The following is a 21,036-nucleotide window of genomic DNA, read 5'->3' on the forward strand; positions in this document are numbered from 1 at the left end:
GGTGAAAGATAAGTGGCATAGTCGCCGCATGGAGGGGACGTATGATGACCGGGAACGATGGACTGCAATCGCGCGATGCGGAATGGCCCGACTCCGCGAACGGACGTGATGGGCACGCGGGCCAGCGGCCTGTGGACCAACAGCCTACAGGCCAGCAATCCGTGGACCAGCAATCCGTGAATCAACAATCCGTGAACCAGCCGAAGGCACAGGAAACCGCCGGCCAATCGCGCATGATTCGTCCCATCGTCACCATCGGACTGCTGGACAACGACGAATTTTCGCTCGCCTTTCTGGAACGGTCGATCGGCGAACTCATGCCCGAGGCGCGCGTCATATGGAAGACCACCTCCGGACGGGACGCGGTGGCGCGGTGCCTGGATACGGCCCAAAGCCCCAACGTGCTGCTCACCGACATGTCGATGGACGAACTGTCCGGACTGGTGGTCGCCCGCACCATCCGCATCCAGACCGCGCGCGTGGCGATCCTGGCCGTCACATCCTTCTCGCTGGCGGTATACGCCGGCAAGGCGGCGGAGGCCGGAGCCCAGGGCATCGTGCCCAAATCCGTGGAATCGCCGATCATCCGGGCCATACGCACCGTGGCTGCGGGCGGCACATGGGGAGAGGGGTTCGACACCGCGGCTGCCGCCCACGCTCGACTCGGCGGACGGCGCGTACCCCGGCAGTTCCTGCTCTCCGACCGGGAGGCCGAGGCCATGAACCTGTGCTCGCGTGGACTGGGCACCGAGCAGATCGCCGGCGAGATGCAGGTGAGCGTCTCCACGGCCAAAACCTATCTCACCCGCGCCATCCACAAGCTGGGCGTCACCTCGCGCGGCCAAGCCGTGGCGCTGTGGACCGGAGCCGCGGAGGACGAGCGATGAACGGCGCGTCCGGATACGCGGCGCACGGGAATCATGATGGATTCCGTGGCGGGAATCGCGACGGAATCGATGGCATGCCCGGGGCGTGGGAAGTGGGCGGAGACCGTGCCGGGGCTACGGTCCGTGGCGCGGGCCATGACGGAATCGACAATCGTCGCACTGACGGAAGCCGCGTCATGAGGGGTGCGACGTTCGCGTTGCGATGGTTGCGCGCGCACTGGTTCCGCGTGGTCATGGCGCTGTTCATCCTTGCGGCCACGCTTATCGAATGGGCGGCGATCCCACCGGTGTACCCGCTGAACTTCGTGTTCTCCGGGGCATCGGTGGTGGGCATCGTCCTCTCGCCGTTCCTGCCGCGGACGTCTGGATGGATGATCATCGCCACGGTGCTGGGGCGGCTGTTCGTGCTCGACCTGTCCGGCCCGAATCCGCTGTGGGCCGCATATCTGGCGCTTGCGATCATCGGATATGACAGTGCGATTCCGGTGGCGATCGGCGCGTTGCTGACCGTGTCGCTCGCTGAATGCGTGCCGGTGGCGCTCAACACGTTCAACGCGGTGTCCGCCACATGGGTGGGCATGGTCAACTACATCGGCATGTTCACCCTCGCCACCATGGGCGGCATGTCCTTCCGATGGCGCAGACAGCGCGACGAGATGCGCGACCATGCGATGGCGTTGGAGCGTCGTCAATGGCAGGCCGATATGCTCAAGCGCAACACGCGGCTGGCGTCACGCATCCACGATTCAGCCAGCGGCGGACTGTCGTACATCGCCTTGACCGCGCAACGACAGCTGCGGCGGACGCCCGACGACCCCACCCACGCCACTGAGCGGCGGGACTGGGAATTCGTCAACGCACAGGCGCTTGATGTGCTCGACGAGATCCATCACGTCATCGACCTGCTCGAGGAGGTGGCGCCCGAGCAGTTGACGGGCACGACCGGTTCGGCGGAATCCGCAGGACCGGAGCGGTTGGTGCGTGCGGGTGAGACGACGGATTCGGCTATGGCGTCGGGAATGACGGCATCGGCGGGGCCGGCTGAGTCGATGGCATCGGTACGGGTTCCGGAATCAGCGGAATCACCGGGACCGCGGCAACCGAGAGTCGTCAGGGAATCAGCGCGCCAGTCGCGTGGGCGAGTGAGCATAACGGGAGACGCGACGGATGCGTCGGGCGGCATGCCGGGCCATACTGCGGGCGGCGCGGCGATCGCGCGGGCCGTTGACACGGGCAGGGAGCGTCTGGCCCGCCTCGGATTCCATGGCACCTTCGAGATACGTGGCGAGCTTCCGGATGATTGCGCCGCCGAATCGGCCCAGGAGGCTGCCAATCTCATCGGCGAGATTGCGGCGAACATCAGCCGTCATCTCGATCCGGCCGTCGGCGACTACTGCTGCGTGGTGACGTTGGGCCGCTCGGCCATCGAAATCATGGAGACCAACCCGTTGCGGCAGCCGCGCGACGCCGAACATGATGACGGCGAGGCGAGGGGGCGTGGCGAGAACCGCGCAAGCACTGACGTCGCCGGCGTGGGCTCCGATATTGGCGGCGAACCCGATGGTCGCGAGGGGATGGCCGTTTCCGATGCCAACGTTGATTTCAGCGCCGGCGTCCCCGCGCACGGCAGCGGGCTCATGATGCACCGTCGCATCATCTCCGGACTCGGTGGCGTGCTCAACGACAGCGCCGAGGACGGCGATTGGGTGCTGTACGCGCGTATCCCCACGCGCCCAGCCGGGGATGCGCCCGGTCGTTCGGATTCGGGGACGGCCACAGAGCGGAACGGCGCCTTGCACTCTGATCGGCGTATCCCCGCATGGTTGGAGCGTGACGATGGGAGCCCATCATGAATGCCGACATGCGGCGACGGGCCGTCGCGATTGTCTCCGCTGCGTTGCTGGTGATCGTTGCGGTCGGCGCCATCATCTGGGCCATGCTGCTGCCCGAACCATGGCGCGACGTGCCATACAACGCGACGAACGGCACGGGCGCGCAGTCGCCGTCCGGAAGTGAGCACCCGGAATTCACGGGGCCGGACAAGTACGACCTGCTCAACGCATGGAACAACCTGCATACCGGGCTTGGCCGCGAAGTGCTCGAGGATGGCGTGGTGGCCGACGACGAACTTGCGGAGGTGCGCACGGCGTATAACGAATGCCTGTCCGTGTACGGGCTTCAGGCGCAGCCGGTCGACGGCGGCGAAGGCGAGGTGATCGTTACGGTTCGGGGTTCGATTGGCAGTCAGGAGAAGAACGAGATCATCCGTCAATGTGGCGTCGAATCCGATTACGTGACGCTGCGCGACGTGGCGTCCAAGGACGGCGGCCATCCCTCGCTCAGCGTCGAGATGCCGGGCTTGTGAGACCGGTTGCGGTGTGACGCCGGCTTACCGCGAAATCGCGTCGTCCATGGGATTACGCATGGGCATGACGTTCCGCGAACGATTGCATACCATGGCGGCAACGGCGTGATGATGCCGTTCCGACGGCGAAGGAGCTGACATGCATGATTCGTGTTCATTCGGGATTCCGGGCGCTTCCAATACTCCCGGAGCTTCCGGTGTGGGGCATGCATGGCTGACGGCGGCGTGCGTGGGCGCTGTAATGCTATGCACGCTGACTGCGTGCGCTGGCCCGTCGTCCGGCAATCCGGACTCCGAAGGAACTGAAGGAACTATGGAGACGGCTGGCGGATATGACCTCAACGCGCACTATGCCGCTGAGCTGAGGCAAGCCCGTCGGACGTTGCAGGACGATGGCGCCGACTTCGCGGTGGGGATTCTCGAAGACGGCGTGATTACGCAATCCGAGCTCGCCGAGCTCAACGATCACGTGCTCCAATGTCTGGGCGATCTGGGGCACGACACGGATTCGATCACGATGGGGGAGCTGGGGGAGATAAGCGCGCGGCCGCCCAGCGGGGCATCCCAGGCGGAGTCGGCGGCGTGGGGTGGCACGTTCAATCAGGATGTGAAGACCTGCTCGACGCGCGACGGGGCGCAGACCATATGGCAGCTGGCCAGCGCTGCCGAGATCAATCCGGACAATGACGGCAAGGATGCGAGGCAGATCATCATCGATTGCTATGTGAAGCAGGGGTTGGTGAGCGAATCGTATTCGATTGACGACTACGAGCGTGACAGTCGTGCGGGCGCTGGGCCGTTCGATGCCGGCAAGCGCGCCGATGCGGGCTTCCGGCAGAAGGTCGAGGCATGCGGGTGACTGAATGGTGGCCTGAGCATGCCGGGCCGCTGGCTGCCTGCAGGGGGCCACATGGTGTAGGGAACGTTCCCATGGTGTAGGGAACTACCCACCGTGTAGGGATTGGCCCACCGTGTAGGGATGAGAAATGGCGGAATTCCGGGAAAACCGAAAATCCGCTCCCTACACCGTGGGAAGTTCCCTACACGGTGGGCCAATCCCTACACGGTGGGCTGGCGTCCTGCGCCAAATATCGTCCCTTGTCGGGAGGTTGGCCCGATGGGTCTAAGGGGCAGCGAATCCGTCAGCAAGTACGGCATGGCATCCTGGCGTCATGCGTCCGGGCCGCCCGGCCGGCGCGGACCAGCACATCTACTACGCCATCCTGGCGTCCATGCGTCCGGGGCCGCTCGGGAAAAGGGGCCACGCCATTGACGTTGACGCTGGCGTCCATGCATCGGGGAGACTGCTTCACCCTAGTGGCATCGCCGGCGGGACGAATGGTTGCCTTACTGCCTCGGATCCATGTTGCATTGGGTGAGTATGTCGGTGCTACGCTCGCTGTAGTACCGGCCACCCGGTTCGACGAATTGGCGATTGAACTCCCAATTCTCGTCGCCGCTCGCATTGACTTCGGGAATGTCCTCGGCGGTGAACTCATCGCTGACTACTCCCTTGCGTTTGAGACAGTCGGCCAGATCCTGACGAGCCTCTTCGTCGCTGCGATTGCGCAGATCGCCGTTCGGATCGCCGGCGACCGCGTTGTACAGCGCCGTGATCCACCGGGAGCCCGATGATGCATCGCAGGCGCCGTCCGCCTCACCGTATCGTGCATTCTCGGCGTCGGTCATTTCGCCCGACATCTGGCTGCTGCCGTCCGGATTGACGTAATCGAGCGCGAACCCGGCGTCCTTCATGCACGACGCATACTGGTTGACCGCCTCGGTAGCCTCGGCCTCGGTGATCCGCCCATCACGCAGCACGTCCTGCGCGAACGTGTTGCCCTGCCGGCCCGCGTCATCGTAATTCCGCTGGAAATCCTCGGCCCATGGACCGGAGAAAGTGGGTTCGGCGGCTTGAGGCGCGGCATCGGTACCCGGCACGTCTCCGCAGCCGGCCAGCGTCAACATCAGCGTGAGAGACATGATGGACAGGGGGATTGCGTAGGTTGTACTGCGTTTCATCAGTGCCGTCCTTTGGTCTGGGCCTTGGGTCTGTGGTCTTGGGCCTTTGGTTTTGGCGCGGCGGGTGAATGTCACGGATGCCGTTCAGCCGTTCGCGCAGTGTTTCGGTGACCTCGTTGTCCGTAAATCCAAGGTATGACAGATGGGACCGTCACGCGAGAACCCGCGTAAGCCGGGGGATGACAGACATCGGATGATCTCGGAATGGGCGGATGCCCATGACTTCTCCGGCTCCATCTGACGGTGTCCGATGATGAAAACAGACGGTAAGTACGCGTCTCGACGAAGGTCCCGCGTACTTACCGTCTGTTTTGTGGGCATAAGGGACTGTATGTACGCGGGTATCTCGTGATCGCGCGTACTTACCGTCTGTCATGATGGCGAGAGGGACTGTATGTACGCGTCTGTTTCGTAATGTCGCGTACATACAGTCCCTTTTCAACAGCTTCCACGGCAAAAGACGCTGGCGGACCAGCCAGAACGGTCTGAATGGCCGATCCTTGTAACCTCACCGCTTGTAACCTCACCGACTACACGGCGATTGCGGTCCACGCAGGAAGCGGACCTAAGCTGAATCATGACGAGGAAGTCCACGATGATTGGTGGGGATGACGATGAACACGAACGGATATGGCGGCGTCGCGCGGCGGATGATCGCGGCCGGCGTGCTGGTGCCGTTGTACTTGGCGATGGCGGCCTGTTCCGGTTCGGGTCAGGGTGGCGGCGCGGCGAACGCTGACGGCAAGACACCGTCGAACGCTGCGGCGACCGTCTGCAAAGCGCCCGATTTCCAAGGCCCGTATGCGGCCGAATTCAAGCTCAATTGGGAGCAATCCAAGACCGAACTGGGCAAACGCATCCTCGAGGACTGCCGGGTCACTGACGCGGAGCTTACGGAGGTCTTCGACGCGCAGAACCAGTGCCTTGCGCCGTACGGTCTGGTTTCCACCAAAGGGCAGCTCTCCCAGGTGCGGGTGAGCGGTCTGAGCGAGGATGAGATGAACCAGAAGAACGCCGAATGTGCCGCCGAGACCGACCTGTGGAACGTCGAGTCCATGTATGACGCGCTGCAAAGCAATCCGGACAACATTGACGCCGGTGCCCGGCAGCGTGCGATATACCAGTGTCTCAAGCAGCGCGACCTGCTGCCCAAGCCCATCACCGAGCAGGAGTTCCTCGATATGGAGGTCACCGGCGCGGAGGGTCTGAGCGAGGAGCAGATCGTCGAAAAGACGCGGAAGTGGAACGAGTTCTACCGCGCCTACATGGAGCGCAACGATGACGGCAGTCCGAACCCCGACTACGACGCCGCCAAGGCGAAACAGTTCTGGGAATGCCAAACCGATGCGCTGAATCAGCAGTAGGCACAGCGTCAGTCGTGCGATTCGGGGCTTGAACCATCGTTACGATGCCCGGCTGTTGCGCCGTCGGTGCACAGTCTGTCGGCGCCGGCACATGGCCGATGCCGCAAAGCGGCCGGTACGCGGCCGTGAGGCACACGGCTGATGCACGGGCCGATGCAAGATCGGCGCAGCGCGCAACACGTAACACACAGCACACATACGAGAACATATACAAATCCATAAGGCAGGGAGGCCATCATGCAGGGAAATGCGGCAACGACGATTCGTCAACGGCTGCGTCACGCGATCGTGCTGATCGGGGCGGCGACGCTGGCATGCGTGATGTTCGCCGGATGCGGACAGGTCGCGGACGTCAACGGGACGTCCAAGACGGCCGACACATCCGGCACCGGCGGCGAACCGACTTTCTCCGGACCGTACGCCGCGGAATTCAAGAAGCAATATGACCAGGCGCCCACCGATCTGGTCAGGAACATCCTCAAGGACGGCAAGATCACCGAAGCCGAGGTGCAGGAGGTCTACGACGACTACAACAAGTGCCTCGAACCCTATGGGCTGCAGGCCACTTGGACATTGGACCGGGGCGAGGGGGTCGGCCAGTATCGTGGGTCGATGTCCGACGACGAGCAGTTCAAGGTCATGGACGAGTGCCATGCCAAGACCGGCTCGGGCGACATCTCCAGCTTGTACGCGACGATGAACATGAACCCTGACAACGTCGATCAGGAGGCCATGGCACGCAAGATCTACCAATGCTATGCCAAGCACGATCTGCTGCCGAGCCCCATCAGCGAAGACGAGTACATGAGCACGATGAACACCGCGAACGTGACCGACAAAAGCCAGTTCGAGGCCAATCTCCGGCGTTGGCACGAGTTCTTCATCGAGTACATGAGCACCACCTTCGACGGCCAACCCGATCCGAACTACAAATACGATCAGAATTCACCACAGGGCCGGCAGTTCTGGGCGTGCGGACAGGACCCGCTGCATCAGTAGCGGTCGGAACTGTCGTCTTGCGGACGACAACGGTATTGGGAAGCCGTCGGAACCGGTAATACGCTGAAATCAACCAAGGCATGCACATGGCTTGCTCTTCCGGGCGAAAGACGGAGAAAGATGGCGCAAGACATGAGGCGCAAAGCGTGGGGCATAAGGCAAGGAGGCCGACATGAAGCGGGAAAGCGCAGCAAGGAATCGTAAGGAACTGCGGGCCGCGCGCAATGGGGTGGCGGCCTCCATCGTGGTGCTGCTCGCCTTGGTGATGTTCGCGGTGGGTCTTGGCGGCGGGTTCCTCCTCACCCGCTCCAAGATCCCACCGTCCCTGGTCTCCAGTACCGAGGCCACGACGGTGAAGGTGTCCTCCGCCCAATTCGACGACGCGCGGTCCGTAACGCTGGCCGTCTCCCTCGGCGAATCATCCACCGTCACCTCGCCGGTGTCGGGCACCATCACCGGCACCTCCGCCGGCGCGGGCGCCGTCATCGACTCCGGCGGCACGGTGTTCGATGTGGATGCCAAGCCCGTCCTCGCACTGCACACCGACGTGCCGTTGTACCGCACGCTGTCCAGTGGCACTCGCGGACCCGATGCGGCCGGGCTCAACGCCGCGCTGCGTCGCCTCGGCTATGGCGCGCCCGACTCCGATTGGATGACGTGGGACACCATCGCCGCCTACAACGCGCTCGCCGACAGCGAGGGCGCGGCCCGCATCACCGCCGACTCAGGCTGGTCCATCGGGCCGGAATCGTTCGTCTGGCTACCCGCCGACTCGGTGACGGTCAAGCAATCCTCGATCGCCGTGGGACGGCAGATCACTGCGGGCGCGGACCTATTCACCACGGCCGCGATCCCGCTCAAGGCGACGTTGCCGACATCCGCCACCGATCTGGTGGCCGGCGACCGCACGCTCGTCATCGGCGAGCAGACGTTCGCCGTGCCGGCAGGAACCGTCGAGCTCACCGATCCCGCGCTGCTCGCGGCGATCGGCGGCTCCGTGGCCTTCCGTCTGGCGTCGATGAGCGGGGATTCCGGCGGTGTGACGGCGGGTGGCTCCGGGGGAGCGGGCACTGGTGCGGCGGGAACGTCCGGGACGGGCGGCGGCACACTCAGCGTGTCTTATGATTGGAGGCTCGCTCAGCCGCTGACCGCGCTCACCGTGCCGCCTTCCGCAATCTACGACGCCTCGGGTGGACTCGGATGCGTGAGCGTGGACGCCAAGCCGGTGCCCGTCTCCATCGTCGCCTCGCAGCTGGGCAAGACGATGGTCTCCACGAGTGGCGATACGTCCTTCGACCATGTGGATGTGACGCCGCGCACCACCGCGCACTGCCGGGCCGGGGGCGAATCCGCATCCACTGCGTCTGCTGCCGGGGCGTCATCAGGCGGGGCATCGGACGATACCACGGCCCAATCCTCATCTGATGCGGCCCAGGGCCAAGGCGGGCAGTGAGATGGGCGGCAATGAGGTGAGGGAGGACGGCCCGCGAAGGGGCGCGCGGGATGACGTGCGGCGGGATGTGCGTCAGGATGCGCGTCAGGATGCGCGGCTGGATGTGCAGCGGGACGGACGGCGTGCCGTGCAGCATGACGGATGTTCTGCCGCGCGCCGTGACACACAGCAGAACGTACGCCGGGATACGCGGCGTGTGATCCTGACCGATGTGGGCCACAGCTTCGACCGCACCGGCGAGGACATGCTGTTCCGCCATCTGACCATGACGCTGCTGCCCAAGCACGTCTACGCGCTCACCGGGCCGTCCGGATCGGGCAAATCCACGCTGCTGTCCATCATCGCCGGATGGGTGGAGCCGGTGACGGGCACGGTGGAGCGCATCGACTGCGGGCGCGTGTGCTGGGTGCTGCAGAACCCTCACGGCGTGGCCCGTCGTACCGCGCTCGACCATGTGGCACTGCCGTTCATCGCGCGCGGCGAGCGGCGGCGGAACGCCGAAGCGCACGCCATGGAACTGCTGGACGCCTTCGGGTTGACAACGTTGGCTTTGAAGCCTTTCCGCGATCTGTCCGGCGGTGAGGCGCAACGACTCATGCTCGCGCGCGGCGTGGCCTCGCACGCCGGCCTGCTGCTGGTGGACGAGCCGACCGCGCAGCTCGACCTCAATACGGCGGCCACGGTCAACGAACACCTGCACAACCTGTCGATGAGCGGCGCGATCGTCGTCGTGGCCACGCACGATCCGCGCACGAGGGACGCCTGCACCGACCTCATCGACCTGCGCGACTGGCAAAGCGAGGAGGTGCGTCATGATCTGGCGACGGCGTGACGATATGTCTTCCGGTGCGCCTCGCATGCGATTGGGCGGCATGCTGGGGGAGGCGTGGCGCGATCTGGCGACCGGCACCAGCCACGCCTGCGCGCTGGCCGTCGGGCTGGCCTGCCTCATCGTGCTGCTGGCAGGGGCCGACTGGCTGACCATCGCCGGCATCCAGCGGCAGACCGACGACTACGTTGCCGCCGGAGGCTCCACATGGGTGATGGAGTACAACAATCACATCGACGGGGCGGCGTGCGACCGCCTCGCCTCGCTGGACGGTGTCGAAGCGGCTGGCGCGGTGCGACAGACCGACCGGAAGATGGTGTTCGCGGCGCTGCCGTCCACCGGCGTACCCGTCGTGGAGATTACGCCGGGCGCGCGCGAGGTGTTCGCGCTGAGCACCGCCGGTACGCGGGCCGGGATGGGGGAGACCGATGCCGTGACCTTGTATCCGGAAGGCGTGATGCTCTCCGCCGAGGCGGCCAAACCGTTCAAGGCGTCGGCCGGCAGCCTGCTGACGTTGCGCGACGGGCGCGAGGTGCAGGTAGCCGGCGTGTTTGACTGGCCCGACGACGGGCGCAAATCCGGCTTCTCATACGCGGCCCTGACTCCGGTGCCCACGGACTCCGATGAGACGTTCAGCCAGTGTTGGGTGCGTACATGGCCCGAGACCAAGGACATCGAGTCGCTGCTGCGTCTGGCGGGCGTCGGCTCCGGCATGGAGAGTACGCAGGAGAGGCCACAGATCGCCAAGCTCAACATGTCCAAGGGCAGCACATGGGACAGCGCGGCGCTGTTCGGCGCGCGGCTGACCGCCTATGTGCCGTGGATCGCGCTTGTGGCTGCTTTGGCGTTGGGATTCATCGTCACCCGGACCCGCAAGCTGGAGATGGCGTCCGCCCTGCACTGCGGTGTGCCGAAAACGGCGCTGATCACGCAGGTCATGCTGGAGACGGGCGCGTGGGCCGTGTCCGGGGTGCTGCTGGCGAGTCCGCTGCTCGCATGGGTGTGGATGGGCAACGCGGATGCGGAATCCGCGGCGCTCGCCGACACGCTGCTTCGGGTGCCGGTCGCCGCGGTCGTGGGCTTGCTGGTGGGGTCGGGGGTCGCCGTATTGCTGACCCGCGAAAGCCACCTGCTCAGGTATTTCAAGAACCGGTAGCGTTTTCCGTGTGGGCTCCCATCGGCTCGTCGGCTCCCCTCAGTCAGCTGCGCTGACAGCTCCCCTCAGAGAGGGGAGCCGGGCGATTCAGCGCTGATTCACTTCACCAGACCGGTAAGCTCTCCGAGGTTGAGCTCGAAGCTCACGCCGCGCTCCTCGAAGTTCGGCTGGTAGCGGGTGCTCTCCATCGCGTGGCGCACGAACTCGCCGGCGATCTCGGCCGATTCGGCCAGACCGCGGCCTGCCAGCACGGCGCCGCACAGTGCGGAGGCGAAGGCGTCACCCGTGCCGTGAATCATGTAAGGCAGCTTGTCATGGGCGAGCTCCACCTTGGCTTCGGCACCAGTGGAGGCGCTGGCGACGTAGTTGACGATCTTGCCGTCGCCGTGGTCGATGCCCTTGAGGACCACGTTCTTGGCGCCGAGCTTCAGCAGCGCGTCGAGCAGGTCGGTCACCGCGGCATCATCCAGATCCTGACCCGGGTAGTCGCGCTTGGTGAGGATCGACGCCTCGGTGAGGTTCGGCATGAGCACGTCCGCGCCGTCGGCCAGCGCGCCCATCGCCTCGCACAGCTCCGGCGTGTACGTGGGGTACATCTTGCCCGCGTCGCCCATGACCGGGTCCACCAGACGCAGCGCCTTCGGGTACTCGCGGTACAGACGCTGGATGATGGCCACCTGATCGGGGGAGCCGAGGAAACCGGAATACACGCCGTCGAGGTCCACGTTCTCCTTGCGCCAGGCGTCGAGATAGCCGGAGAGGATATCGGTGGTGTCGTGGAAGGTGAACACCGCATAGCGGGTGTGCGCGGAGAACAGCGCGGTCGGCACCGGGCACACATCGCAGCCGGCGGCCGAGAGAATCGGAATCGCGGCGGTCAGCGAGCACTTGCCGTAGCCGCACATGTCGTGCACGGCGGCCACGCGCGGGATGTAGTGCGGATCACGGTCATATAGGGTGACGTCAGTCATAAATAGCTCCAATCGAATCGCAACGGATGCCATGGCCGGCAGAAACGCCGGCATCACATTCGAGAGCGTAGCCAATCCATGGGTCGGGAGGCGAATCGTGTTCATATCATGGTGCGGCCATGGTCCATGGCATGTCCGCGCCGTACCTGCGCCTCGTCCTCGCCGCATCCGCGTGACGCCGAACCGTATCGCCGCCGCCGGCGTGTCGCGGCGGTTCCGACGATGAATTCAACGTCGTACGGAACCCGCGAGCCCAATGATTCCAACGGCTTATAAGGGTCTATAGGCAACCCCGATAACGTCCGGCTTGCGCCGCGCTGCACGCCGCGCGTACCTTCATAACCAACACCTCGCCAACCGCCGAACACGGCAGGCGGGTGGCAAGGAAAAACCTCGCGACCACTACAAGGAGCACATCATGGCCGAGAACAACAAGAAGTACCGTTTTGAAACCCTGCAGCTGCACGTAGGCCAGGAGCAGGCCGACCCGGCCACCGACTCCCGTGCGGTGCCGATCTACGCGACCACCTCCTACGTCTTCCACAACTTCGACCACGCCGAGGCCCGCTTCGGCCTCGCTGACCCGGGCAACATCTACGGCCGTCTGACCAACTCCACCCAGGGCGTCTTCGAGGACCGCATCGCCGCCCTCGAGGGTGGCACCGCCGGCATCGCCGTCGCCTCCGGCGCGGCCGCCGTCGAGTACGCCGTGCGCAACATCACCCAGTCCGGCGACCACATCGTCTCCTCCAAGAACATCTACGGCGGCACCTTCAACCTGCTCAAGCACACCCTGCCGCGCGACGGCATCACCACCACCTTCGTGGACCCGGAGGTCCCGCAGAACTTCGAGGACGCCATCCAGGAGAACACCAAGCTCGTCTACTTCGAGACCTTCGGCAACCCGAACGCCGACCTGCCGGACTTCGAGGCCATCTCCGCAATCGCCCATAAGCATCATCTGCCGGTGATTGTGGACAACACCTTCGCCACCCCGTACCTGTTCCGTCCGCTCGAGCACGGCGCCGACGTCGTGGTCGAATCCGCCACCAAGTTCATCGGCGGCCACGGCACCACGCTGGGCGGCGTGGTCGTCGAGGGCGGCAACTTCAACTGGGCCGAGGTGCCGGGCAAGTTCCCGACCCTCACCGAGCCGGACCCGTCCTACCACGGCCTCAACTTCTACGAGGCTCTGGGCGGCGCCGCCTTCGTGACCCGCATCCGCGCCATCCTGCTGCGCGACACCGGCGCCACCCTGTCCCCGTTCGCCGCCTTCCTGCTGCTGCAGGGCACCGAGACCCTGTCCCTGCGCGTCGAGCGTCACGTCCAGAACGCGCTGAAGGTCGTCGAGTACCTGCAGACCGTGCCGGAAGTCGAGTCCGTCTCCCACCCGTCCATCGAAGGCCGCCGCGACCACGAGCTGTACAAGAAGTACTTCCCGAACGGCGCCGGCTCCATCTTCACCTTCGACATCAAGGGCGGTAAGGATGCGGCCCGCGTCTTCATCGACAACCTGCACCTGTTCTCGCTGCTCGCCAACGTGGCCGACGTGAAGCCCCTCGTCATCCACCCGGCCTCCACCACGCACTCCCAGGAGACGCTGGAGGAGCTCGAGGACCAGGGCATCCATCAGGGCACCATCCGCCTGTCCATCGGCACCGAGAACATCGAGGACATCCTCGACGACCTCAAGGGCGGCTTCGAGGCCGTCCGCGCCTCCGGCCTGGCCAAGTAACACCGGGAAGGATACGGTTCCGGCCCGAAGGGGAACGGCGTTTATGGGGTGCGCCGTAGGGGAGCGGAACCGAAGGGGGTCCTTCTCAGCCATTACTTGACTCAAGGGATAGGAAAGCCCGCACTGACGTCATGCAGTGCGGGCTTTCCATGCCTCACGGGGATTCGCCGCAACCATCACCGCAAGGCCCGCGGTATCCAAGAGCAACTGGTTTTTCGTGCATGTGTAGGAATGGCCGGGATGCGGGAAGCAAAGGGGCTCTTCCGATTTTGGCGTGTAGGGGCCATGCGTTTTCATTGCTTAGGCACATATTCATCGTCGCCTTGCATGTATGCCTGCGTTGTTGTGCTGTCCTGTTCTGTTGTTCTTTGGGGCTTACCTAAGAAACGATGAATGTACCTGAGTCTGTCCCATACGAAGCCGCTTATAAAGGCCTTATACAGCGGGGCTTTCGGGTACGCGCCGAGCCCTCCGTCATCGGCGCATCGTTATCGGCTCATCGTCATCCTTGTCTTCTTCGTCATCCTTGAGGATGAGGATCGCCTCGCTGGGAAGGCGGAGGATTCAGCCTCACGCACGATGGGAGGCAACGTCGTCTTTTTCTAAGTTGGAAGCATCATCCGGGCATCGGGCCCGGACTTTCAGGAAGAGACGATGATGAATCAGCAGAATATCCCGGCCCAGGGCGCGACCGGCGCATCCGACGCGGCAACCGCCATCCAGGCCATCGATCTGGTCAAGGACTATGGCACCGGCTCCAACGCCGTTCACGCGCTGCGCGGCGTGAACGTGAGCTTCGAACGAGGCCGGTTCACCGCCATCATGGGGCCTTCCGGCTCCGGAAAATCCACGCTCATGCACACGTTGGCGGGCCTCGATTCCGCCACCTCCGGGCACATTCTGTTCGAGGGCAAGGATCTGACCCGTATGAATGACAAGCAGCTCACCATGCTGCGCCGCAACAAGATCGGGTTCATCTTCCAGAGCTTCAACCTGCTGCCCATGTTCAGCGCCGAGCAGAACATCCTCATGCCGTTGACCCTTGCCGGTGCCAAAGCCGACCGGGAATGGTTCGACCTGTTGGTGGAGACCCTGGGGCTTAGGCAGCGACTGAACCACCGCCCCAATGAGCTGTCCGGCGGACAGCAGCAGCGCGTGGCCATCGCAAGGGCCCTCATCACCAAGCCCAGCCTCGTCTTCGCCGACGAGCCTACCGGCAACCTCGATTCCGTCTCCAGCGCCGAAGTGCTCGATTTCCTCAAGCGTTCGGTAAACGAGCTCGGCCAGACCATCGTCATGGTCACGCACGACGCCGTGGCCGCATCCTACGCGGATCGCGCCATCGTGTTCGCGGACGGGCGGATCGTGGCCGACGAGCCGCATCCCACCGCCGAAGTCATGAGCAGCCTGCTCATGGCCGAGCGCGAACGGGCCACACGCGCCGCGGTCACCGCTACTTCGGCGGACAAGCTCGCCCGTCTGGCCGGGGTCGCCGGCGATGTGACGCTGCCCGTCACCGACGCCGTGCTGACGTCCGATACGCACGACCGTTTCGTGAGGCCGGATGTATTCGCCGACAGTGACGCCGAACCCTCCACGAAGCGTCACTCAAGCCACCGCCGCGCCGCTGCGACCGCGCGTCACGCCGCTTGAGAGAGGAGTCGCGAATCATGTTCGACATCACCTTGAAACTCATGCGCAAGAACGGCCGGATGCTCATTCCCGCCGGCATCGCCATTCTGATCGGCACCGCGTTCATCGCCGCCACGTTCCTGTTCTCGAACACGATGGGCGATGCGCTCGTCCATCAGCAGACCGCGCTATACGGTGGGGCGAACTATGTGGTGACGCCCGACTCCGAAGCGTTGAAGAACGCCACCGAAGACGAGCAGAGCAAAGCGTACGCCACTACCGTCGCCGACTTCCAGCTTGACCGGCTGCGCACCATCGACGGGGTCGAGGACGTGCGCGTCGATGTGACCGTGCCCAGATTGACCGTCGCCAAGGGCGACCGTCACGTCACCGGCATCGCCATCGGCACCGCGAAGAGCCTCTCGCTGCTGCCGGTCACCGTTTCGGACGGCAACCAACCGATCGACAACGACGAAATCGCCCTGCCTCGGTCCGTCGCCGAGCAGCTCGGTGTGAGCGTGGGCGATACGGTCACGGTGAATTCCCTGGCCGCTCAGGCGGCGATCGAGGGGAATGCCGCTGGTGCTGGTGCCTCTGCCGGTGAGTTTTCGACGGCTGGCGGGGCCACGACTGGTAGCGGCGCCAACAGCTCCGCCATGACGGTACGCGTGACCGGCCTGACCGACGATCCGAACGGCGCGTACTCCTATTACGGCGGTGCGTCCGTCCTGTCGAACAACGTGCTGGCCACCATGTCCGGCGCGGCGGAATTCAACGACGTCACCGCCAATACGCTCTACCTCGACCTCGCCGGCGCTGGAGCGGGCAGGGATGGTGATGCCAAGGCGCAGGCCACCGCCGAACGCGTTGCCAAGCTGATGCCGGAATACTACGTCGTCATGAGCCGTGCGGACATCGACAAGGATGCGTTGCAGAATCTCGACGCGGACGGCGGGCTCAGCATCACCACCGTGTTCCTCCTGAGCTTCGGCATCCTGGCCATGGTTGTGGCCGCGCTGGTGATCGCCAACACGTTCCAGGTGCTGGTGGCGCAACGCCGTCGTACCCTGGCGCTGCTGCGCACGATCGGCGCCCAGAAGGGACAGCTGTATGCCTCCGTGCTGCTCGAGGCCGGCGTGCTCGGATTGGTCGCCTCACTACTCGGCGTGGCGCTGGGTATCGGCCTCATCGCCGGCCTGTGTGCCTCGGGACTCATGGGCGGCGACGAGCTAAGGGCCCGGCTGATCCTGAGCTGGCAGGCGTTCGTGGTGCCCATCGCGTTCGGCGTGGTGATGACCGTGCTCGCCTCGCTCGGCTCCGCGCGTGCCGCCACCGCCGTGACACCGCTCGAGGCGCTGCGCCCCATCGAACTGACCGATACGCGCCGGGCAGGAGTGATGCGGGCCGTCTGCTCGGGCATCCTTGTGGCTGCCGGCGCGGCACTCGCCGTGTTCGCCGCATGGCAGATGCACGAGTCGCTCGTCGGACATGACGCGCTGATCGAGCGGTACGCGGTAGTCCTGCTTATGGCCATCGCCGGATGCGCGCTGATCTTCTTGGGACTGGTGCTGTCCGCCGCGTTCTGGCTGCCGCTGCTCATGCGCGGCGTGGGATCGGCCGTCTCGTTGGCAGGCCCCAGCGCGAGAATCGCCAATGCAAACATCCAGAAGAACCCGCGTCGCGTGGCGGCCACCGGAGCCGCGCTACTCATCGGCGTCACGCTCGTGTCCACCATCGCCACCGGCGCCGCCAGCGGCAAGCAGACCATGGAAGTGGCCTTGGACCAGCGCTACAGCGTGGACATGATCGCCGCCGGCAACGATATGACCGACAAGCAGGCCACGGACGCCGCCGAGGCCAAGGGCATGGCCGCCTCCCTCTACGCGCCCACCACCGTGCGGTACGTCACCACGAAGGACGGCAAGGAGCTGTCCGTGATGCTTGTCGGCATCAAGGACGCCGCCGCGCTCGCGAAGGTGATGAAGGCCGATCTGAGCGGTGTTTCGATTGGGCCGGGCGACGTGCTACTGCCGACGATCAACGCCATGGATGGCAAGAAGGTCGGCTTCGACGGGTCTGTCGTCTTCCGGGAAAATCCGGCCGGCGTCGAGACCGATGCCGCCAGCCGCAAGCCGATCGCCCTCAAGCCTCAGCAGGCCGACTACCGCCGTGTCTCCTCCGACTACGGCGCGGTGGCGTTCGTCAACGCAGAGCATTTCACCGATGGCGACCTCGAAACCGCCGGCCACATGCTGCTCATGCGTGTGGATACGGATGCTGCCGGCATCACGATGAACGACGTGCTCACCAATGTGCAGCAGGCGTTCTCGGCCTCCCCGGGGGTGAGCGTGTCCGGGCCGGTGGCCGAACGCTCGATGTGGGAGACCACGATTGACAGCATGATGGCCCTGCTGGTGGGATTGATCGCCGTGGCCGTGCTCATCGCGCTGGTCGGTGTGGCGAACACGCTGTCGCTCTCCGTGATCGAGCGAACCCGCGAATCCGCCACGCTGCGCGCCATCGGCATGACGCGCGGGCAGTTGCGGCGCTCACTCGCGGCCGAGGCGCTGCTGCTCTCGCTCGTCTCCGGCGTGGCGGGTGTGGCACTGGGCACGCTGTTCGGTTGGCTCGGCTCCTACATGGTGTTCAGCCTGTACGCCACCGTGGCGCTGCCGTTCGACTGGGCCACCAACGGACTGGTACTGGGCGTCGCCGCGCTCGCCGCCCTGCTTGCCAGCGTCGCTCCGGCCCGCCGGGCCGTCAAGGTGCCTCCCGTGGAGGCTCTGGCTGAAGCCTAGGACTTCTGCCGTCGCCTCCACAGGCGGCCTTCGCGGCACGCTCACTTCGCCTACGGGCAGTCCGCCGGACTGCCCGTTTGACGGATCGGCCTGTAGAGATTCTGGCCGAAATGAGTCGAGCCAATACGACCGACCTGGAGGTTGTCATCTTGAGATGACAACCCACCCATCCAAGCAGTCGAATCGTGATTGCGTAATACAGAGATACAGATAGTCAGCGGTGTCGTTGCGACGCGCGGACTTAGGTAGGGTGCCTTTGGCCTGTGCCTCCAAGACAGCTTTCTTGAAAGGTGAGTCATGCCAGTTATATCAGCAACCAATCTTTCGGTGGGGTACAAGGGTTCCCCGATCGTCAGTGACATCAATCTGCAGTTGAGGACGGGCAGAATCATCTGTCTGCTCGGGCCGAATGGCGCGGGAAAGACCACGTTGATGAAGACGTTGCTCGGGCGGATAAAGCCCGTGAGCGGGAGCGTCACCTACACCCAGACGAATATCAATGAGATGTCCGCGGCGATAGACCATCCAAGTTATTTTCCCTACCTGAGCGGCAGACAGAACGTCCGGGTGGCCTCGGCGTTCTGGGGTGTGGATGTGGATCCGGAGTCGGCGTTGGACGGCGTGGGCATCGACCGCGCGGCGCAGGGGCGGAAGGCGAAGGACTATTCGACGGGCATGAAGGAGCGTCTGGAGCTGTGTCTTGCCCTGCTGTCTCGTCCGAGGTTTCTGTTCCTTGACGAGCCGCAGAACGGTTTGGATGCCGACGGCATGATCTCCCTGTCCGAAACACTGCGCGCCTATCGGGATGCGGGGAACTGCGTGGTGATTTCCACGCATCTGCTCCATGAGATTCAGGGGGTTCCGGACGAGTGCATTCTGATTCGTCATGGTCGGGCCGTGCAGGTCTCGGATCTGACCGGGGTGAACCTCGCGGATCTATATCAGGGGAGGTAAAGTTGAGCGCTATTTCTCCTGTTCGCGCGTTGATTGCCTATTACTGGAGCGCATGGTATTTCCTCGCCGCGGTGCTCGGATCCGTAGCGTCCCTCCTGATGGGCTCGTGGATTTCAAGCGCGGCGAACGGAACCCCAATCGCCGGAGGGTACAGCTTCTTCTTCACCGGCACCCAGCCACTGATCTGTCTGGCACTGCTCTATGCGTGCGATGCCAGGATCACGAAGGCGCACTATGGGGGCCTGCCCCGCCAGGTGTACTTCGCGTGGACTCCATGCTCGCTCAGAACCGTATTTCGGGCGCTGGTCCTGATTGCCGTGAACCTGCTGAGCGTCCTGGGCTTCGATGCCATCATGATCCTGACGGGCGCCGCAATGCACCCGCATCTGGCCGTGGTCCTGTGCTTCGTCGTATTGCAAAGCCTGCTGATCGCGCTGGTCTACTCGATCATTGAGATCGCCGTCAATCCCGCGGCTGCCGGAATCGTCTCTGGCATCCTTTTCTATGTGTGGATCCTATTGCCGGGCGACCTTCCTGACTATGCGGCACCCTACGTTGCGAATGCCCTGCGGGCCGTCGGATTGAACCTGAACGGCACCATGGCCGCGCCGGGGGCGACGGGAAGTCGGTCGCCCGGCGATCCCGTGATGCTCGTCCCGATCGTGGCGCTCATTGTCGTCTATGTTCTGCTGAGCCGGTTCCGTTGCAAAGGAGCGGAAAGAAAATGAAGCACCTATTATATATCGAGCGCGTGGCGTTGATTCGCTGGTCGACGCTCGCCTTCATGGCCGCGTTGGTTCTGCCGTTGCTCTTCCTGCGTTACGGGAACACGATCGCGGTGGCTCAGTCGGCGTTGTCGGTCATGCTTCCCATCGCCACGGCCGGCCTCATCTTCCCCCATGCGCGGGTGCCCTCCTCGTATCGTGCCTTCAGCATCCACGATCGGCTCCTGCTCCGCTTCAGCTTGAAATCGCTATCGCTCGGCGTCGTAATCAACGTCTGCCTGACCCTGCTGTACGGGCTTGCCATCGGATTCGTCGTCAATGAGCCGCTGTCCCTGCATGCGGCCCTGATGATGGCGTTCGCCGCCGTCGTGCTTTCCCTCGCATGCTTCGTCCTGCGACTGTGGACGAGCGACCTCGCCGCCTGGAGCGCCGTCATCTTCTTCATCGTCGTCGGCCTTCCAGTCGGTTCCGGCATGTTCCCGGGCTCACCGATCCTGTACGCCGTCATACCGACCACATGGATGCTGAACGGTGTGAGATATGCCGCCTACGTGATCCCGGTCGGTGTCGCCGTCGCCGCGGCAAGCGCATGGCTGCTGCGCAAGGCGGTGAAACGCGTCTAGCGTCATGCGTCAGCAGTTCGTTGACGAATTGACCACCCCTCAGTCCCGCTTCGTGAGCCAGCTCCCTTGGCAAAGGAAGCCAGAAATATAATCAACGAACTTCCGTCGTGGGCACAAGCGGGGTGAGTGGATACAACGTCGGCTGGTTCGTGTTTGACATGGATATCTGCGTTGTGAGGGGTACTTGGGATGGTTTGCAGAGAGGCAACTGCTTTGCAAGGGGTACCTGATGGGTGATATGAAGGATATCAACGCCGTCGTTGCAGCGTTTGTACTTGGCATATGGACAGTTGGGTACCCCTTGCAAGGCAGATAGGTCTCCGGAAAACGGTGAAAGTACCCCTTGCAACGCAGATATCGTGGATATCCCGCTCGAATGGGGCCGAATCGGGTGGTATTTGCGTTACGAGGGGCTGGTCGGTCCGGCGAATCCCGATGGGAATGCCGCGACGATGCCGGTTATGTTTGCGATTCGAATGCAGGCCAGCCCCTCGTAACGCAGATAGCCGTGAAATGGCCAATC

The 21,036-nt window shown here is 64.1% G+C and carries 17 protein-coding genes; 15 read left to right on the top strand and 2 right to left on the bottom strand.

Features of this window, described 5'->3' with window-relative positions:
* Nucleotides 1-41 precede the first annotated feature (41 nt).
* From BG22_RS00235 to BG22_RS00250, 4 genes are all read left to right on the top strand, one after another.
* Nucleotides 42-887 carry a response regulator transcription factor gene (locus BG22_RS00235; protein ID WP_140491953.1) on the top strand — a complete coding sequence of 282 codons (846 nt, stop codon included), beginning with the start codon at nucleotides 42-44 and terminating at the stop codon, nucleotides 885-887.
* Nucleotides 888-1,063: 176 nt separating this feature from the next.
* Complete coding sequence (locus BG22_RS00240) at nucleotides 1,064-2,740, top strand: hypothetical protein (protein ID WP_140491958.1); 1,677 nt, start codon at nucleotides 1,064-1,066, stop codon at nucleotides 2,738-2,740.
* Nucleotides 2,737-3,252 (top strand): hypothetical protein, encoded by a 516-nt coding sequence (locus BG22_RS00245; protein WP_140491961.1) that lies wholly within the window; start codon nucleotides 2,737-2,739, stop codon nucleotides 3,250-3,252. Before BG22_RS00240 ends, BG22_RS00245 begins: the two co-directional genes overlap by 4 nt.
* Nucleotides 3,253-3,565: 313 nt before the next feature.
* Nucleotides 3,566-4,111, top strand: a complete 546-nt coding sequence (locus tag BG22_RS00250) for a hypothetical protein (protein WP_140491964.1) — start codon at nucleotides 3,566-3,568, stop codon at nucleotides 4,109-4,111.
* Nucleotides 4,112-4,599: 488 nt separating this feature from the next.
* On the opposite strand, the gene BG22_RS00255 is transcribed toward BG22_RS00250, so the two are convergent.
* Nucleotides 4,600-5,274 carry a hypothetical protein gene (locus BG22_RS00255; protein WP_140491967.1) on the bottom strand — a complete coding sequence of 225 codons (675 nt, stop codon included), beginning with the start codon at nucleotides 5,272-5,274 and terminating at the stop codon, nucleotides 4,600-4,602.
* Between the two features lie 608 nt (nucleotides 5,275-5,882).
* Between BG22_RS00255 and BG22_RS00260 the strand changes: the two genes are divergently transcribed.
* The 5 genes from BG22_RS00260 to BG22_RS00280 all read left to right on the top strand — a co-directional run bounded on the left by BG22_RS00260 (nucleotide 5,883) and on the right by BG22_RS00280 (nucleotide 11,075).
* Complete coding sequence (locus tag BG22_RS00260) at nucleotides 5,883-6,638, top strand: hypothetical protein (RefSeq protein WP_140491970.1); 756 nt, start codon at nucleotides 5,883-5,885, stop codon at nucleotides 6,636-6,638.
* 237 nt (nucleotides 6,639-6,875) lie between these two features.
* Nucleotides 6,876-7,637 (top strand): hypothetical protein, encoded by a 762-nt coding sequence (locus tag BG22_RS00265; protein ID WP_140491973.1) that lies wholly within the window; start codon nucleotides 6,876-6,878, stop codon nucleotides 7,635-7,637.
* Nucleotides 7,638-7,809: 172 nt separating this feature from the next.
* Complete coding sequence (locus tag BG22_RS00270) at nucleotides 7,810-9,090, top strand: hypothetical protein (protein ID WP_140491976.1); 1,281 nt, start codon at nucleotides 7,810-7,812, stop codon at nucleotides 9,088-9,090.
* Nucleotide 9,091: 1 nt separating this feature from the next.
* Entirely contained in the window at nucleotides 9,092-9,922 is an 831-nt protein-coding gene (locus BG22_RS00275; protein ID WP_233428254.1) for an ATP-binding cassette domain-containing protein, read from the top strand.
* Entirely contained in the window at nucleotides 9,903-11,075 is a 1,173-nt protein-coding gene (locus tag BG22_RS00280; RefSeq protein ID WP_094668299.1) for a hypothetical protein, read from the top strand. Before BG22_RS00275 ends, BG22_RS00280 begins: the two co-directional genes overlap by 20 nt.
* A 98-nt stretch (nucleotides 11,076-11,173) precedes the next feature.
* On the opposite strand, the gene BG22_RS00285 is transcribed toward BG22_RS00280, so the two are convergent.
* On the bottom strand, nucleotides 11,174-12,046 hold the full coding sequence (locus tag BG22_RS00285; RefSeq protein ID WP_094668300.1) for a pyridoxamine kinase: 873 nt from the start codon (nucleotides 12,044-12,046) through the stop codon (nucleotides 11,174-11,176).
* A 418-nt stretch (nucleotides 12,047-12,464) separates the two neighbouring features.
* Here BG22_RS00285 and BG22_RS00290 point away from each other — a divergent pair, with 418 nt between their 5' ends.
* The 6 genes from BG22_RS00290 to BG22_RS00315 all read left to right on the top strand — a co-directional run bounded on the left by BG22_RS00290 (nucleotide 12,465) and on the right by BG22_RS00315 (nucleotide 20,513).
* Entirely contained in the window at nucleotides 12,465-13,781 is a 1,317-nt protein-coding gene (locus BG22_RS00290) for an O-acetylhomoserine aminocarboxypropyltransferase/cysteine synthase family protein (RefSeq protein WP_140491979.1), read from the top strand.
* 657 nt (nucleotides 13,782-14,438) lie between these two features.
* Complete coding sequence (locus BG22_RS00295; RefSeq protein WP_181163316.1) at nucleotides 14,439-15,434, top strand: ABC transporter ATP-binding protein; 996 nt, start codon at nucleotides 14,439-14,441, stop codon at nucleotides 15,432-15,434.
* Between the two features lie 17 nt (nucleotides 15,435-15,451).
* Complete coding sequence (locus tag BG22_RS00300; protein ID WP_140491989.1) at nucleotides 15,452-18,211, top strand: ABC transporter permease; 2,760 nt, start codon at nucleotides 15,452-15,454, stop codon at nucleotides 18,209-18,211.
* A gap of 297 nt (nucleotides 18,212-18,508) precedes the next feature.
* Entirely contained in the window at nucleotides 18,509-19,165 is a 657-nt protein-coding gene (locus tag BG22_RS00305) for an ABC transporter ATP-binding protein (RefSeq protein WP_140491992.1), read from the top strand.
* Nucleotides 19,166-19,167: 2 nt separating this feature from the next.
* The gene (locus tag BG22_RS00310; protein ID WP_140491995.1) at nucleotides 19,168-19,893 is read left to right on the top strand and encodes a hypothetical protein; all 726 of its coding nucleotides are present in this window, start codon (nucleotides 19,168-19,170) and stop codon (nucleotides 19,891-19,893) included.
* Complete coding sequence (locus BG22_RS00315) at nucleotides 19,890-20,513, top strand: cytochrome C oxidase subunit IV (RefSeq protein ID WP_140491998.1); 624 nt, start codon at nucleotides 19,890-19,892, stop codon at nucleotides 20,511-20,513. Before BG22_RS00310 ends, BG22_RS00315 begins: the two co-directional genes overlap by 4 nt.
* Nucleotides 20,514-21,036: the final 523 nt, after the last annotated feature.

The organism is Bifidobacterium sp. UTBIF-78, assembly GCF_006408945.1.
Classification (GTDB): Bacteria; Actinomycetota; Actinomycetes; order Actinomycetales; family Bifidobacteriaceae; genus Bifidobacterium; species Bifidobacterium myosotis.

Coding starts and splice junctions, on each gene's coding strand:
- BG22_RS00265 (WP_140491973.1), top strand. CDS start 6,876: ATGCAGGGAAATGCGGCAACGACGATTCGTCAACGGCTGCGTCACGCG.
- BG22_RS00235 (WP_140491953.1), top strand. CDS start 42: ATGATGACCGGGAACGATGGACTGCAATCGCGCGATGCGGAATGGCCC.
- BG22_RS00255 (WP_140491967.1), bottom strand. CDS start 5,274: ATGAAACGCAGTACAACCTACGCAATCCCCCTGTCCATCATGTCTCTC.
- BG22_RS00240 (WP_140491958.1), top strand. CDS start 1,064: ATGAGGGGTGCGACGTTCGCGTTGCGATGGTTGCGCGCGCACTGGTTC.
- BG22_RS00295 (WP_181163316.1), top strand. CDS start 14,439: ATGAATCAGCAGAATATCCCGGCCCAGGGCGCGACCGGCGCATCCGAC.
- BG22_RS00315 (WP_140491998.1), top strand. CDS start 19,890: ATGAAGCACCTATTATATATCGAGCGCGTGGCGTTGATTCGCTGGTCG.
- BG22_RS00270 (WP_140491976.1), top strand. CDS start 7,810: ATGAAGCGGGAAAGCGCAGCAAGGAATCGTAAGGAACTGCGGGCCGCG.
- BG22_RS00285 (WP_094668300.1), bottom strand. CDS start 12,046: ATGACTGACGTCACCCTATATGACCGTGATCCGCACTACATCCCGCGC.
- BG22_RS00250 (WP_140491964.1), top strand. CDS start 3,566: ATGGAGACGGCTGGCGGATATGACCTCAACGCGCACTATGCCGCTGAG.
- BG22_RS00290 (WP_140491979.1), top strand. CDS start 12,465: ATGGCCGAGAACAACAAGAAGTACCGTTTTGAAACCCTGCAGCTGCAC.
- BG22_RS00245 (WP_140491961.1), top strand. CDS start 2,737: ATGAATGCCGACATGCGGCGACGGGCCGTCGCGATTGTCTCCGCTGCG.
- BG22_RS00275 (WP_233428254.1), top strand. CDS start 9,092: ATGGGCGGCAATGAGGTGAGGGAGGACGGCCCGCGAAGGGGCGCGCGG.
- BG22_RS00300 (WP_140491989.1), top strand. CDS start 15,452: ATGTTCGACATCACCTTGAAACTCATGCGCAAGAACGGCCGGATGCTC.
- BG22_RS00260 (WP_140491970.1), top strand. CDS start 5,883: ATGACGATGAACACGAACGGATATGGCGGCGTCGCGCGGCGGATGATC.
- BG22_RS00280 (WP_094668299.1), top strand. CDS start 9,903: ATGATCTGGCGACGGCGTGACGATATGTCTTCCGGTGCGCCTCGCATG.
- BG22_RS00305 (WP_140491992.1), top strand. CDS start 18,509: ATGCCAGTTATATCAGCAACCAATCTTTCGGTGGGGTACAAGGGTTCC.